Genomic DNA, 13,874 nt, shown 5'->3' on the forward strand with positions numbered 1-13,874 from the left:
GGTTGAGGAGGAGAAAAAATGTACCGATACTTTTGGAATACTTTATTCATTGTAGCCATCGGAGCAGGATTTTACTTCTATGTTCAACTCATTTTTTCAAAGGTTACGGATCCGCTGTATGGCACATTGGCACTTCTTGCGGGCTGTCTGTTTGCGGCAGGGATATCCAGGGAGCTGCTGCTGCACGTGCCGATCAGAAATGAAAATAGGCAAGTTTAGAGTCGAGTGGCATGCACCCTTGTTATAGGGTGTTTTTTTATTTGGAAAACAGTTTTTATGATAAGTACGTGAAGGGGGTATGATAAAATATAAGGAAACGGATAAAAGGGGGTTATTAGATGGACATTTTAGAGCCCAAAGTCAACCCATCTGAATGTGCGGACAGCTGCTGCTCATCAGAGAGAAAAAGCCATCACTCTGAAAAAACGAAAAAAAATCTTGTGACAAGATTGAATCGGATAGAAGGACAAATTCGCGGCATCAAAGGCCTGATTGAAAGGGATACGTATTGTGATGATGTCATCACACAAATTTCTGCGACACAGGCTGCATTAAATAGCGTCGCCAAGCTATTGCTTGAGGGTCATATGAAATCATGCATTGTTGAACGGATTCAGGAAGGCGATCATGAAGTGGTTGACGAGCTGCTTACGACCATTGAGAAGTTGATGAAAAAATAGTCGAACAATTTGTTTTTATTTTAAGATAATGTTAGGTATAATTACTTTAACATAATATAATTCCTTCGGGGTCGGGTGAAATTCCCAACCGGCGGTGATGAAGCAAGAGCTTCTAAGTCCGTGACCCGCTTAACATTTGTTAAACGGTGGATCTGGTGAAACTCCAGGGCCGACAGTTAAAGTCTGGATGGGAGAAGGAAAAAACGAGGATTAAAAAAACGGGATTAGTATACCCTTTTTTAACCCTCTGGTTTGACATTGCCTTTTTTAGGACCCCGAAGCAATTTTGTTTCGGGGTCTTTTTATTTTTACTTTTTAAAAAGGAGGGATTATGGTGGACAACCGTGACTATATGGCTCTTGCCATCAATCTTGCCAGTGTGACCGAGGGCCAAACAACGCCTAATCCGCGGGTTGGGGCTGTCCTTGTAAAAGATAGCCAGATCATTGGGATGGGCGCCCATCTGAAGGCGGGTGAGCCGCATGCTGAGGTTCATGCAATCGGCATGGCGGGGGAAAAAGCCAATGGCGCAACGCTCTACGTCACACTTGAGCCATGCAGTCATTTCGGGAAGACGCCTCCATGTTCCAATCTGGTGATTGAGTCCGGCATCAAGAAAGTCTTTGTTGCTTCGGTGGATCCTAACCCGCTTGTCGGCGGGGCAGGAATTAAAAAAATGCTTGATGCAGGCATTGAGGTTGAGGTTGGCTTATTGGAGGAAGAAGCGACTGCCCTAAATAAGGTGTTTTTTCATTACATAAGCACAGGGCTCCCGTATGTAACCCTCAAATCAGCCACCAGCCTTGATGGCAAAATAGCGACAGTGGCCGGTGAGAGTAAATGGATCACCGGAGAAGGAGCGAGGAAGGATGTCCACCAATTCCGCCATACACATGATGCGATACTGGTCGGCGTCAATACCGTTATCAAAGATAACCCGAGCCTGACGACCAGACTAGAAACTGGCGGAAAAAACCCCATCCGCGTGATTCTGGATTCCAAACTCAGAGCTCCTTTGGAAGCAGGGATTTTCAATGACAAAGCTGCTGAGACGATTATTGTGACAGGGATAGACGCCGGGCCTGAAAGGGAAAGACAGTTTTTAGAGCGGGGCATCGAAATCATTAAGCTGGACACTGTAAAAGTCGGCATAAAAGACATGCTAAAGAAATTAGGCAAACGCGGTATCACCTCCCTATATGTTGAAGGCGGGGCAGAGGTACATGGCAGTTTTTTAAAGGAAGAAGCTTTCCAGCGCGTAATAACCTACATCGCTCCAAAGTTGATTGGCGGAAAAAATGCTCCGGCTGCTTATGGAGGCGAAGGAATTCCACGGCTTGAGGATACAGTGCCTTTGGAGATCGTGGATGTAAAACAAATTGGCCAGGATATCAGAATCATTGCTGAGCCGGTTTAGAAGGAGGTTTGTATGTTTACTGGGATTATTGAAGAAATCGGGACAGTAGCCAATATTCAGCATAGCGGTGAATCATTTGTCCTGACAATAGACGCAAAAAAAGTCCTGTCTGATGTCCATCTGGGAGACAGTATTGCTGTAAACGGAGTTTGCCTGACCGTCACTTCCTTCACCGAAAACCGGTTTACCGTTGATGTCATGCCGGAAACGGTTAGAGCATCGAGCTTGAAAACCGTTAAAAGAGGCTCGAAGGTGAACCTGGAAAGAGCAATGGCAGCGGGAGGACGCTTTGGCGGTCACTTTGTCGCTGGCCATGTAGATGGAGTCGGTGTCATTAAAGGAAAAAAGCAGATTGAAAACGCGGTATATTATGAAATTCAAGTAGAACCTGAATTGCTGAAATATGTCATCATGAAGGGCTCTGTCGCCATTGATGGTACAAGCCTGACGGTATTCGGAATATCGGAAGACAGTTTGACCCTGTCACTGATTCCGCTTACCCTTTCGGATACGGTACTTGGTTTCAAGGGTACAGGAGATCTCGTTAACATTGAATGTGACATGATCGGAAAATATGTGGGACATTTTTTGAGTAACCAGGTCCCTTCAGCTCCAAAACGAGGGAACGATATTACAGCCCAATTCCTGCAGGATAACGGGTTTATGTGAGGGTGATGAAGATGTTTGATCCTATTGAAGAAGCGATTTATGAACTTATGCAAGGAAATGTCGTCATAGTTTGTGATGATGAAGACAGGGAGAATGAAGGGGATTTCATCGCGCTTGCTGAGAGGGCAACGCCTGATGTCATCAATTTCATGGCAACACACGGCCGGGGGCTGATCTGTGTTCCAATCGAAACAGAACTGGCACAAAGACTCGACCTCATGCCGATGGTTTCACGCAACACTGATCCCCATGGAACTGCATTTACGGTTAGTATCGACCATAAGTATTCCACAACCGGAATCTCTGCATTCGAGCGCTCGGCCACCGTTCTGAGCATGCTTGATCCGGAATCCAAGGCTGCTGATTTTAAAAGGCCCGGACACATCTTCCCGCTCGTTGCCAAGAAAGGCGGAGTATTAAGAAGGGCCGGCCATACAGAAGCAGCGGTGGACCTGGCTAAAATGTGCGGCGCCCAGCCTGCTGGAGTCATTTGCGAAATCATGAATGAAGACGGCACAATGGCACGTGTACCTCAGCTCCGGAAGATTGCTGATCAGTTCGACCTTAAGATGATCACAATCAAGGACCTTATTCAATATCGGAACCGGAAGGACAAGCTCATTAACAGGGAAGTGGAAATCAACCTTCCCACTGAATTCGGGATGTTCAAAGCCGTTGGATACACGAATCTCGTAGATGACAAAGAGCATATCGCACTCGTTAAAGGAGAAATCAATCCTGATGAACCGGTTCTTGTCAGAGTCCATTCTGAATGCCTGACAGGTGATGTATTCGGTTCCTACCGTTGTGATTGCGGGCCTCAGCTTCATGCTGCTTTAAGCCAGATCAATAAGGAAGGGCGCGGCGTTCTTCTTTATTTGCGCCAGGAAGGAAGAGGCATCGGGCTCATGAACAAGCTGCGTGCCTATAAGCTTCAGGAAGAGGGCTATGACACGGTCGAAGCCAATGAAAAGCTCGGATTTGGTGCCGATTTGCGTGAGTATGGGATCGGTGCTCAAATTTTAAAAGACCTTGGCATCAAGCAAATGAGATTGCTGACCAACAATCCAAGGAAAATCAAAGGGCTGAAAGGATACGATCTTGAGGTAGTAGACCGCGTGCCAATCCAGATGCCAACTAAAGAAGAAAATGAAAATTACTTAAAAACCAAGCACAGCAAATTAGGACATTTACTTAAATTTTAAATCGGAAAAAAGATAAATAATAGCTAAAATGGAGGAATAGTCATGAACAGAACATTTGAAGGTAATTTAGTAGGAACAGGTCTTAAAATCGGGATCGTTGTAGGCCGATTCAATGAGTTCATTACAAGCAAGCTTTTAGGCGGAGCGCAGGATGCACTGAAAAGACATGGTGTGGACGAAAGCAATGTCGATGTTGCCTGGGTCCCAGGTGCATTTGAAATCCCGCTAGTCGCACAGAAAATGGCGAAAAGCAATAAATATGATGCTGTCATCACATTAGGTACAGTGATCCGCGGCTCTACTCCTCACTTTGACTATGTTTGCAATGAAGCTGCCAAAGGTGTATCAGCAGCCGCTATGAACTCAGGCATCCCGGTCATCTTCGGTGTACTGACTACTGATACAATCGAGCAGGCAATCGAACGTGCCGGCACTAAAGCTGGCAACAAAGGCTGGGACGCTGCCGCTTCAGCAATCGAAATGGCGAACTTAATGAAGAGTATTGAAATGTAATCTAATTTTGAAAGCTGCAGGCAACCATGTCTGCAGCTTTTTTATTTTAAGACCGCAAAATTCTTCCCAATCTTTTAAACTCTTCGCCTCAGTTTGTTAATAATTTGTTCATATTTTCTGGTTAAGATGAAGACAAGTTAGAAGCGAGGAGGAAAAATCATGAGTGAATATAACTCGAATTCCCGGTACCAGGAAGTGGAGCCGGTCAAAAAGTCTAATAGATTAAAAAGCATCATGTCTACTGTTTTGGCAGGAGTAGTAGGTTCGGCTATTACGCTTGCTGCAGTGAATTTTACAGAGGAGGATGCTGGGAAACAGGTACAGCCCCAAACTCAAACAGCCACAGAAAGCAAGTCAAATATAGTCACTACACCGACTTCCGCCAAAAATTCCGGGTCGATAGCCGATATCATTGAAACATCTTCTAAATCCATTGTCGGCATCACCAATATCCAGCAGCAAAGCAATCCGTTTTCCCAAAGCCAGGGGAATGTCGAAAGCGGTTCTGGCTCTGGTGTGATTTTTAAAAAGCAAGGAAACAGTGCCTTTATCGTCACGAATAACCATGTAATTGAGGGAGCATCAAAGGTCGAGGTTTCCCTTTACAATGGAGAGAAGGTTCCAGCAGAGGTGGTTGGTGCAGACGCATTAACTGACCTGGCCGTTGTGAAAATCGATGCATCCAAGGCAGCGGATGTCATTGAATTTGGTGATTCTTCAGTGTTGCGGCCAGGCGACCAGGTGCTGGCGATTGGAAACCCGCTTGGCCTTGACTTATCAAGGACTGTGACCCAGGGAATCGTAAGTGCAGTTGACCGTTCTATCTCAGTGCCAACCTCTGCCGGGGAATGGGAAATGAATGTCATCCAGACAGACGCGGCAATCAACCCGGGAAACAGCGGCGGCGCTTTGATAAATACAGATGGAAAAGTGATTGGAATCAACAGCTTGAAGATTTCGCAAAATGGCGTGGAAGGCCTGGGTTTTGCGATTCCCAGCAATGAAGCCATGCCAATTGTTAATCAGCTGATCGAAAAAGGAAAAGTGGAACGTCCATATTTAGGTGTTAGCCTTGCGGACCTGACACAAATCCCTGATATGTATCTCGAGAAATTGCCGGACAATGTGGAATCGGGAACGATGATTACCTATGTCGACCCAAATTCCGCAGCTGCCAAAGCGGGTCTTAAGGAGCAGGATATCATCGTCGGCATCAATGATGAAAAAGTAGAGAATGCCAGTGACTTAAGAAGATACATGTATACTAAAATCAAAAACGGAGACAGTGCCGAGTTAAAAATATTCCGTGACGGCAAGCAGCAAACATTAAAGGTAACTTTGACTGTTTCAAGCGTTGAATAATGGAGGGAAATGATGATTGCTTTTATGAAAAATAACAAATTAATGCTGATATTTGCTGTGATTTCCCTGGGGCTCCTTTTGATCTTTGCGACAGCTTTTACAAAAACAGAGACGGCAGCGAGCATCAATGGCGAAAAAATCACCAAGGAGGAATTGAACACAAAAATGACCGAAATGTACGGCAATGATATGTTGGATTCACTAATCACAACTAAAGTGATCGAAATGGAAGCCGCGAAGAAAAAAGTAAATGTCACAGGCAATGAAATAGATGAAGAGTTAACAAAGCTTCAGGAATCGTATGGCGGTGAAGAAGCCTTTGCAGCTGCATTGGAGCAGAACAAAGTGTCAATGGACAGAATCAGGGAGGACATCGAGATTTATCTGCTCGCGGAAAAAATGATCAAACCATCAATCAAAGTGACCGAAAAAGAAATGAAAACATACTTTGAAGAGAATAAGGATTCGTTAGGGCAAAAGGAACAGGTAAAAGCCCAACATATTTTAGTCGAAGATGAGGCAACAGCCAAGAAAGTAAAGGAAAAGCTGGACAGTGGCAAAGACTTTGCTGAACTGGCGAAGGAATATTCCACGGATTCCAGCAATGCCGATAAGGGAGGAGACCTCGGCTATTTTGGAAAAGGAGAAATGGCAGAGGAATTCGAAAAGGCAGCATTCGCATTGGATGTTGATGGAATAAGTGAGCCGGTAAAAACCGAGTTTGGTTACCATATCATCAAGGTCACCGATAAAAAGGCAGCAAAACCGGCAGTCTACGAAGATAATAAAAAAAAGATCGAAGAAATGCTATATGACCAAAAAATCCAGTCAGAATATGCTGGCTGGCTGGAAGAGAAAAAAGCAGATTACGAAATTAAAAGGTATCTATAGTTGAAATGACACTCCTGCAGTAGCTGCAGGAGTTTTTTGTTGGCTTTTTAAAATTTTTAGAATAATTTAGTTGCAGGTCAAGTTTCCTATGCGATAAAATGTTGACCAAAGGAAACTTTTTAACATACCTGCATATATTGTTTCTAAGCAAAGGGAATCCTGCACCCTAAAAGTTTACCTAAGGAAACAATTTAGAGTAAGTCCATCATTGATAGGTTATAATTTGTACGTGAAACATTTTATATTTATCGCATAAACTAAGGATTATTGTTTTCCTTATTAACAATCTAGGGTCAGGTTAAATATTGATACTCAAAGGAGAATATATATGACTGAGGAAATTTTATTTGCTTTCGGATTGACTCTATTTGCAGGCCTAGCTACCGGAATCGGAAGTGTTCTTGCCTTTTTCACATCGCGGACGAATACAAAATTCCTTTCGCTCGCGCTTGGTTTTTCGGCCGGGGTCATGATCTATGTGTCGATGATTGAGATTTTTGTAAAAGCAAAGGATGCACTAGTCTCAGCGATGGGTGTACAATTAGGGAACTGGGCGACTGTAGGCGGTTTTTTCGCCGGAATCGTATTGATTGCACTAATCGATAAGTTCATACCAAAGCAGAGTAATCCTCATGAGCTGAAAAAAGTCGAAGACATGAGCTCCCCTTCACAAGCTGTCAACGATGCTGCTCTGCTGAAAATGGGCACATTTACAGCGCTGGCGATTGGTATTCACAATTTTCCAGAGGGAATCGCAACCTTTACTTCTGCCATTCAGGATCCCGGCCTGGGTGTGGCCATTGCGATTGCGATCGCCATCCATAACATTCCGGAGGGCATTGCCGTTTCCGTACCAGTGTATTTCGCAACAGGGGATAAGAAGAAAGCTTTCAATCTATCATTCTTGTCAGGGTTGTCTGAGCCGATTGGCGCACTGGCAGCTTATCTTTTCCTGATGCCATTCCTGAATGATATCATGTTTGGAGTCATTTTTGCGGCAGTAGCCGGAATCATGGTATTCATATCACTTGATGAACTGCTGCCCGCTGCGAAGAAATATGATGAATCACATCTTGCCATCTACGGTTTGGTAGCTGGAATGGCCGTTATGGCGGTTAGCTTGCTATTGTTCATATAAATTTGCAAGTGCGAAATTAACTATTATTTTCCAGATAAAAGAGTGACCTGTAACAAAAGGGTCACTCTTTTTGGTTCTTTTGATATTGGGAAAAATTTAAAACAGTCCGATATACATGTGACTTTTATGTAAACGTGTATAATTACCTGATTCGAAAGACTTAAAAATGAACAGATTAGCATATTGATATTATCAGAAAATTTTAAATATAATAGATTTTGTAAAACCAGCAACACCATAAAATGCAGAGGAGTGGTAAGATGAAAAAAAGGAAGGCACTAGGAGCCGCACTACTAAGCATGACAATGGGCTTATCTTTATTCATGGCCGGGGCATTTGGCCAGGCGCCAGAGGCACAGGATTCATACCGGGTATTGGTTCAGGGTCCTGCAGCTGAAAAGGCGAAGGCAAAAGATCTATACGGTAAAAGATGGGATTTTGGAGCAAAAGGTTTTACAACAACGGTTAATGCAAAGCAATACCAGGCACTATTAAAAAATAAGAACCTAAAAGTAGAGACAGTACAACAGGTACAGGTGGAAGCGAAACCAGGTGCCAGTGCCCAGGCGGCGCCATCTGATCGTACGCCTTGGGGAATGGAAGCAATCTATAATGATAGTAATCTTCAGGCTACATCTGGCGGAGGCGGCATCAAGGTAGCAGTTCTTGATACCGGGGTCAATGTTGCCCATGCAGACTTGGCCGGCAGCGATGAACAGTGTAAAGATTTCACTAACCGCAGAACGCCATTAGTTAATGGTTCTTGTTCAGATAAGAATGGTCACGGAACTCATGTTGCAGGTACTGTACTGGCACATGGAGGATCAGGCCAGGGAATTTACGGGGTAGCACCTGAAGCTGACCTGTGGGCTTACAAGGTATTGAATGACCAGGGCTCAGGCTATTCTGACGATATCGCGGGCGCAATCCAGCATGCAGCAGACGAAGCAGTCCGAACAGGTTCAAAGGTCGTCATTTCGATGTCACTTGGATCAAGCAGCAAAAGCACGCTGATTGCTGATGCGGTGGATTATGCATATGGAAAAGGTGTCCTTGTAGTTGCAGCAGCTGGAAACAGCGGACCGAATGCAAATACAATCGGCTATCCAGGTGCACTTGTGAATGCAGTCGCAGTCGCCGCACTTGAAAATGTCCAGGAAAACGGTACATACCGTGTCGCTGACTTCTCATCCCGCGGAAACCCTGCTACAGATGGTGACTATGTCATCCAGGAACTCGATGTAGAAGTTTCTGCTCCAGGAAGAGCAATCGAATCAACATGGTTCGATGGAACATATAACACAATCAGCGGAACATCAATGGCCACACCGCACGTTTCCGGATTGGCTGCGAAAATCTGGGCTGCAAACCCAAGCATGAGCCATACACAGCTTCGTGCCGAACTGCAGAACCGTGCAAAAGCGAATGATATCCTAGGCGGATCAGGTGCCGCATCAGGTGATGACTATGCATCAGGATTTGGATTCCCGCGTGTGAAATAAATATAATGTGAAAAACCGCTTAATCAGTGATGATTGAGCGGTTTTTTGCGCGAACTGGAAGAAAACAATCGAAATTTCCAGTTCACCAATAAAATTCGAATTTCGCCAATAAGTAGGTGGTTTTCGCCAATATTTTTCACGAATAAAATTTTGAAAATCGCCAATAAAGTTGTGAAAATCGCCAATAAAGTTGTGAAAATCGCCAATAAAAGTGATTCCATCACAAAAAAATGGGTGGAAGTTATATTGAAAAGTAGTCTTGATCACGGCTGTTCACAATATTATAGCGAAAATTTTAATTTTATAGCGAATTTCTCATTTTTATAGCGATTTTTTCATTTTTATAGCGAAAAATTCGTTTTTATAGCGAAAAATTGGTTTTTATAGCGACTTGGAAATTACGCGTGATTTTTTCCAGCTATGTTATTGAAAAGTTGTGTTAAAACTTCCTCTTCGTATAAAAATTTTCGGTAAAATAGGGCTCATGCTTTGGTCCGAACGCAACGCCTACACCGAGAAGCTCAAAGTCAGGCTTTAAGATATTTTCGCGGTGTCCCAGTGAATTCATCAAGCCTTCATGGGCAAAGATGCTGCTGAATTGGCCATACGCGAGATTTTCCCCAGCAACAGAAAACGCAATATCATCCTCCGCCATCCTGTCAAAAGGTGACTGTCCTTCTGGATTCGTGTGGCTGAAATACGAGTTTTCCGCCATATCGGCACTGTGCTTGCGGGCAGTTACCCTGACCTGGTCGTCCCAAGTCAGTATCCCTAAACCATGTACAACCCTGGAAGCATTGGTGACGTCAAACAGCTGGTATTCAAATCCTTCCTTCAACGCATCGTTTGCTTCTGTATAAAACCCGGCTTTGCTTTGCTCCAATTTTTCGCTGACAATCTGGATTGCTGTTACTGTATTATTTCTGTGTTTATCATAGAATACCGTGACATAACTGTCGTCCAGATTATAAACGTCATAGTCCTGATCCTCCTGGAACTGGTAATACACTAGCCCTTTCCTGATCTCGCCCAATGGTTCCCCGAGTGTCTGACGAACGGTATCTTTTGGCATTCCGTATTTAATGCCGTTTTTGGCAGCAATTAAATCCTGATTTGTATACAAAGCGCTCACTGCGCCATCTTTGCCGTATGAGACCATTATGAAGTTCTGGAAATTCTGATGATAGGCATGCCACTCCGTACCGTATTCATTTACAGAAACACGCTTCGGGGCGCCGAGCTGTTTTTCTACTTCACCCTTTACATCACCAATCCCGATATTATGGAGCGTGAACGTTTTCTCAGAAGGTGTTTCCAGGTCTGGTTTAGCTACCTTTGGCAAGAGTTTTTCCTCCTGCGTCAATTCCTCTTTCTTCTCATTGACCTGCCAGATCAGCTGATTGATTCCTTCGTTTAACTTCTCTATTGCAGAAGCGAGCTCGGGGTTTTCTTTTAGCTGCTCTAGTTCAGTTTTTATATTTTGAATGTCTTTATTTTCGCTAAGATATGGCCACGAAAAATAAGCCATGGCACCTATGATCAAAAATAAGAATAATTGTCTCAAAGCTGGTCGTCACCTTCCTTTTTTCCATATCCCCAATATACCCATTAATACAGAAATAAAAAGCATAGTGGCTAAGGGATATGTGAAGTCTAATAAAAGAAACTACGTAAGCTAAAATTTGTGAAATGTTTCACATAACGTTCATAACTCGACTGAAAAAAATTTATGATTGAGTTGTATTATTACTATATCGATAGTGTTTATATTGTCGCCGGGAGGTTTTACTAATGAAAAAATTATTACAGATCATCATCGGGTTAGGATTCATTCTAACACCTTTTTATACAAATGCTCACGTAAAATGGTTCACCGAGGTAGCCCCGAAGAAAGAAAGTATTGAAAATATCTTGTCGCCCTTATTCATGGGGCTGGCTTTATTGGCAGCAGTTGTTCTTGCATCATTAACACTCATAATTCCAAAAATGGCACAAAGGCCGCTAATTAAAAAGTGGGATGATTTCCTTTCAGGTTTCAGGAAATATTCAAGGTATTTATTAAAATATGGTACGGCATTAGCATTGATCATTCAGGTCACGAATGGCACCCTATTTGCACCGGAATTTCATGTGGAAAGCACCATGATGACAGTCTTAGCATGGGTGGCGATTGGCCTGCTGCTCGTACCTCACCATATCGCAACGAAGCTAGGAGCAATCATTTTACTCATTCTATTCATCATGGTGACTGTTAAACACGGCATATTTTACATGCTCGATTACGGCTTTTATGTAGCAATCATCGGAGTGCTGCTTGTGGGCAGCACCAGGCTTGAAAATGTCGGGTTCCCGTTTCTGTATCTGGGTACCGGACTTTCCTTATGCTGGGTCGCGGTGGAAAAATGGGTTTACCCAACGATGTCCCTGGATATTGTCGCAAATCATCAGGTGCCTACTTTCGGATTCGAACCAGCAGCCTTCATTGTCATGGCCGCATTTGTGGAATTCGTAGTCGGATATTTGCTGGTGGTCGGCATCTTGAATCGAGTGTTAGGTTTTGTCGTCACCACCATCTTTATCTTAACAACCATGTTATTCGGCTTCACAGAAATCATTGGCCACTTCATGATCCATATCGTTTTGATTATTTTCATCATCGAAGGCGTATCTTTTTACAATCCGCCAATCAAGCTGCATAAGACTAAAGTGGATCAATTTGTTTTTATTTTCTTGAACTTCATTTTCGTTCTATCGACGTTTGTTTTGATTTATTATCGATTTGCTTAAGTTTGAAGCACCCATTCATCGTTTCGAAAAAATCATAAAGGATTCGACCCAGCTTCAATGAAAAAAATAAGGCCTGTAAACTTATAAGTCTACAGGCCTTATTTTAAGTTACTTCATCAATTTACCAAGCATGTCGGATAGAGAAGGGTTTGGCTGGCTGCCTTTTCCAAGCATGTCGGAAAGAGGAGTGTTTGGCTGGTTATTATCCATAGCAAACTGTTTCTTTAACCTTTCCCTCATTTCACTCTGGCTGTTTGATAAATTGTCCTGGAGTTTTTTGTAGTTACGTTTTTGCTGCCGCTGCCTCATCAGGTTGTCCATGAGCTGCTCATTCAATTGGCGCATTTGTTCGACCATTTCTTTATTCTTGTTATCCATCCTGTAGCCTCCTTCTGGTTATTTTCCAATTATTTATAGGACATCCAGTTTAACGACTACAGCAATGAGAATTTGAAGAAGGGCTTGAATGTTTACAGCAATATCAGTATCAGTTGTAGTGACTTTTACACACTTAGAATGTTCAATGATTGTTTTTTGTGAATTTCTTTGCTTATTCTTCATAACCTGCTTGATGTCTTGAACAACTGAATTTCCACGGTCAGTATCCCCGATGGTGATGCTGATGACCGCCGCAATTGCTGCCTGAAGACCTAATTGCAACGAAACTGCTGCTTGAGTATCAGTTGTTTGTACATCGACGCCTTCAGAATCAGTTATGATAATCCATTCATATGAATGTTGTTCGGTTTTCATGAATTGGTCGCCGTCTTGTAAAACTGTATCACCGTCATCTTTACATTTGTCTTTACCTTTATCGCAGTGGTCCAATGCTCTCCACTTTTCACTCATCTTATTTCACCTCTTTTTATTTTTAGATTACAGTACGTCTAACTTCACTACTACAGCCACAAGAACTTGCAGCAAAGCCTGGATATTAACTGCCAAGTCAGTGTCAGTTGTTGTAACATTGACATCCTTGGAGTTGTAAATGATAATCTTCTGCTTGTTTGTTTGCTCGGAATCAAGCTTCTGGAAAATCTCCTGAGCCATTGCACGGCCGCGGTCAGTGTCTCCTACAGTAATGCTTACCACTAACGCAATTGCTAATTGCAAACCTACTTGCAGTGAAACAGCTGCTTGAGTATCAGTTGTCTGGACACAAATATTGCAGGATTTTTTGATCCAAATTAGTTCTTCAGAGTCCTGCTCGATTTCAGAGAACTGAAATCCATCCTGTTCAACGACAGCGCCATCTTCCTTCTTTGAATGGTTACCATGGTCTTTTTTATCACCGTGGTACCCGTATTCTTGAGGTCTGCCATATTCGTTATAATTCTTACTTGCCATTAATCTCACTCCTTTATCTTGGTATGGAATATCATATTAGCGGAGCAGCCGGAAAGATTGTGTATATTCACTAGAAGGCTATTAATTTTTTTTAAAAAAAAACGCCCTTTTTAAGAGCGCCTAGTAATCTACTTATCGTTCCCGGAATTCTTCTTAGTGTTACTTGAATTCAAGAAAGAGTCTACCTGCTGACTTAAATCTTCTACTAAATCCTTTATTGCTTGCTTTTGGTCATTGGATATTTTCCCTTTAACATCTTCAGTATTGATACCATTTTTCTTAAAAATATCACTCACAAGCAAATCAATAATACTATTAGGCACTCCGTTCGGTTTTTTAGGATCAGCCATATCAATCTCTCCT

General features: G+C 43.0%; 16 protein-coding genes and 1 riboswitch. Of the genes, 11 read left to right on the forward strand and 5 right to left on the reverse strand.

From position 1 onward, the window contains the following. The first annotated feature begins 18 nt into the window (after positions 1 to 18). The 10 genes from B5X77_RS09365 to B5X77_RS09410 all read left to right on the forward strand — a co-directional run bounded on the left by B5X77_RS09365 (position 19) and on the right by B5X77_RS09410 (position 9,377). Entirely contained in the window at positions 19 to 219 is a 201-nt protein-coding gene (locus B5X77_RS09365) for a hypothetical protein (protein WP_079507372.1), read from the forward strand. Between the two features lie 119 nt (positions 220 to 338). After that, entirely contained in the window at positions 339 to 680 is a 342-nt protein-coding gene (locus B5X77_RS09370) for a metal-sensitive transcriptional regulator (protein WP_079507374.1), read from the forward strand. 57 nt (positions 681 to 737) lie between these two features. Further along, positions 738 to 883: riboswitch (FMN riboswitch) on the forward strand. Positions 884 to 1,014: 131 nt separating this feature from the next. Continuing rightward, positions 1,015 to 2,097 carry a bifunctional diaminohydroxyphosphoribosylaminopyrimidine deaminase/5-amino-6-(5-phosphoribosylamino)uracil reductase RibD gene (gene ribD / locus B5X77_RS09375; RefSeq protein WP_079507674.1) on the forward strand — a complete coding sequence of 361 codons (1,083 nt, stop codon included), beginning with the start codon at positions 1,015 to 1,017 and terminating at the stop codon, positions 2,095 to 2,097. A gap of 12 nt (positions 2,098 to 2,109) precedes the next feature. Next, positions 2,110 to 2,766, forward strand: a complete 657-nt coding sequence (gene ribE, locus B5X77_RS09380; RefSeq protein WP_079507376.1) for a riboflavin synthase — start codon at positions 2,110 to 2,112, stop codon at positions 2,764 to 2,766. 11 nt (positions 2,767 to 2,777) lie between these two features. Beyond that, entirely contained in the window at positions 2,778 to 3,971 is a 1,194-nt protein-coding gene (locus B5X77_RS09385) for a bifunctional 3,4-dihydroxy-2-butanone-4-phosphate synthase/GTP cyclohydrolase II (protein WP_079507378.1), read from the forward strand. A gap of 42 nt (positions 3,972 to 4,013) precedes the next feature. After that, positions 4,014 to 4,484: a 6,7-dimethyl-8-ribityllumazine synthase gene (gene ribH, locus B5X77_RS09390; protein WP_079507380.1), complete on the forward strand. Its 471-nt coding sequence runs from the start codon at positions 4,014 to 4,016 to the stop codon at positions 4,482 to 4,484. Between the two features lie 159 nt (positions 4,485 to 4,643). Then, entirely contained in the window at positions 4,644 to 5,846 is a 1,203-nt protein-coding gene (locus tag B5X77_RS09395) for a S1C family serine protease (protein ID WP_079507382.1), read from the forward strand. A 9-nt stretch (positions 5,847 to 5,855) separates the two neighbouring features. Continuing rightward, positions 5,856 to 6,737: a peptidylprolyl isomerase gene (locus B5X77_RS09400; RefSeq protein WP_257391762.1), complete on the forward strand. Its 882-nt coding sequence runs from the start codon at positions 5,856 to 5,858 to the stop codon at positions 6,735 to 6,737. A 328-nt stretch (positions 6,738 to 7,065) separates the two neighbouring features. Then, positions 7,066 to 7,875, forward strand: coding sequence for a zinc transporter ZupT (zupT, locus tag B5X77_RS09405; protein ID WP_079507384.1), 810 nt, complete (start codon positions 7,066 to 7,068; stop codon positions 7,873 to 7,875). A gap of 260 nt (positions 7,876 to 8,135) precedes the next feature. Next, positions 8,136 to 9,377, forward strand: a complete 1,242-nt coding sequence (locus tag B5X77_RS09410; protein WP_079507386.1) for a S8 family peptidase — start codon at positions 8,136 to 8,138, stop codon at positions 9,375 to 9,377. Between the two features lie 439 nt (positions 9,378 to 9,816). Here B5X77_RS09410 and B5X77_RS09415 read toward each other — a convergent pair whose 3' ends face one another. Then, positions 9,817 to 10,941, reverse strand: a complete 1,125-nt coding sequence (locus tag B5X77_RS09415; RefSeq protein WP_257391763.1) for a CAP domain-containing protein — start codon at positions 10,939 to 10,941, stop codon at positions 9,817 to 9,819. A gap of 227 nt (positions 10,942 to 11,168) precedes the next feature. Between B5X77_RS09415 and B5X77_RS09420 the strand changes: the two genes are divergently transcribed. After that, the gene (locus B5X77_RS09420) at positions 11,169 to 12,164 is read left to right on the forward strand and encodes a hypothetical protein (RefSeq protein WP_079507388.1); all 996 of its coding nucleotides are present in this window, start codon (positions 11,169 to 11,171) and stop codon (positions 12,162 to 12,164) included. A gap of 108 nt (positions 12,165 to 12,272) precedes the next feature. Here the strand turns inward: B5X77_RS09420 and B5X77_RS09425 are convergent, their stop codons facing one another. The 4 genes from B5X77_RS09425 to B5X77_RS09440 form a co-directional block, all read right to left on the reverse strand. Continuing rightward, positions 12,273 to 12,542 (reverse strand): hypothetical protein, encoded by a 270-nt coding sequence (locus B5X77_RS09425; RefSeq protein ID WP_079507390.1) that lies wholly within the window; start codon positions 12,540 to 12,542, stop codon positions 12,273 to 12,275. 33 nt (positions 12,543 to 12,575) lie between these two features. Continuing rightward, a complete protein-coding gene (locus B5X77_RS09430; RefSeq protein ID WP_079507392.1) occupies positions 12,576 to 13,013 on the reverse strand; it encodes a spore coat protein in 438 nt (145 codons plus the stop codon). Positions 13,014 to 13,040: 27 nt separating this feature from the next. Next, positions 13,041 to 13,511, reverse strand: a complete 471-nt coding sequence (locus tag B5X77_RS09435) for a spore coat protein (protein WP_079507394.1) — start codon at positions 13,509 to 13,511, stop codon at positions 13,041 to 13,043. Positions 13,512 to 13,639: 128 nt separating this feature from the next. Then, on the reverse strand, positions 13,640 to 13,861 hold the full coding sequence (locus tag B5X77_RS09440) for a spore coat protein (RefSeq protein ID WP_079507396.1): 222 nt from the start codon (positions 13,859 to 13,861) through the stop codon (positions 13,640 to 13,642). Positions 13,862 to 13,874 lie beyond the last annotated feature (13 nt).

Origin of the sequence: Mesobacillus jeotgali (assembly GCF_900166585.1) — a bacterium.
In the GTDB taxonomy this organism is placed as follows: Bacteria; Bacillota; Bacilli; order Bacillales; family Cytobacillaceae; genus Mesobacillus; species Mesobacillus jeotgali_A.

Bases quoted from the DNA above. Each gene is read 5' to 3' on its own strand.
- B5X77_RS09365 (WP_079507372.1), top strand. From the start codon at position 19: ATGTACCGATACTTTTGGAATACTTTATTCATTGTAGCCATCGGAGCA.
- B5X77_RS09370 (WP_079507374.1), top strand. From the start codon at position 339: ATGGACATTTTAGAGCCCAAAGTCAACCCATCTGAATGTGCGGACAGC.
- ribE (WP_079507376.1), top strand. From the start codon at position 2,110: ATGTTTACTGGGATTATTGAAGAAATCGGGACAGTAGCCAATATTCAG.
- B5X77_RS09385 (WP_079507378.1), top strand. From the start codon at position 2,778: ATGTTTGATCCTATTGAAGAAGCGATTTATGAACTTATGCAAGGAAAT.
- ribH (WP_079507380.1), top strand. From the start codon at position 4,014: ATGAACAGAACATTTGAAGGTAATTTAGTAGGAACAGGTCTTAAAATC.
- B5X77_RS09395 (WP_079507382.1), top strand. From the start codon at position 4,644: ATGAGTGAATATAACTCGAATTCCCGGTACCAGGAAGTGGAGCCGGTC.
- B5X77_RS09400 (WP_257391762.1), top strand. From the start codon at position 5,856: ATGATGATTGCTTTTATGAAAAATAACAAATTAATGCTGATATTTGCT.
- zupT (WP_079507384.1), top strand. From the start codon at position 7,066: ATGACTGAGGAAATTTTATTTGCTTTCGGATTGACTCTATTTGCAGGC.
- B5X77_RS09410 (WP_079507386.1), top strand. From the start codon at position 8,136: ATGAAAAAAAGGAAGGCACTAGGAGCCGCACTACTAAGCATGACAATG.
- B5X77_RS09420 (WP_079507388.1), top strand. From the start codon at position 11,169: ATGAAAAAATTATTACAGATCATCATCGGGTTAGGATTCATTCTAACA.
- B5X77_RS09425 (WP_079507390.1), bottom strand. From the start codon at position 12,542: ATGGATAACAAGAATAAAGAAATGGTCGAACAAATGCGCCAATTGAAT.
- B5X77_RS09430 (WP_079507392.1), bottom strand. From the start codon at position 13,013: ATGAGTGAAAAGTGGAGAGCATTGGACCACTGCGATAAAGGTAAAGAC.
- B5X77_RS09435 (WP_079507394.1), bottom strand. From the start codon at position 13,511: ATGGCAAGTAAGAATTATAACGAATATGGCAGACCTCAAGAATACGGG.
- B5X77_RS09440 (WP_079507396.1), bottom strand. From the start codon at position 13,861: ATGGCTGATCCTAAAAAACCGAACGGAGTGCCTAATAGTATTATTGAT.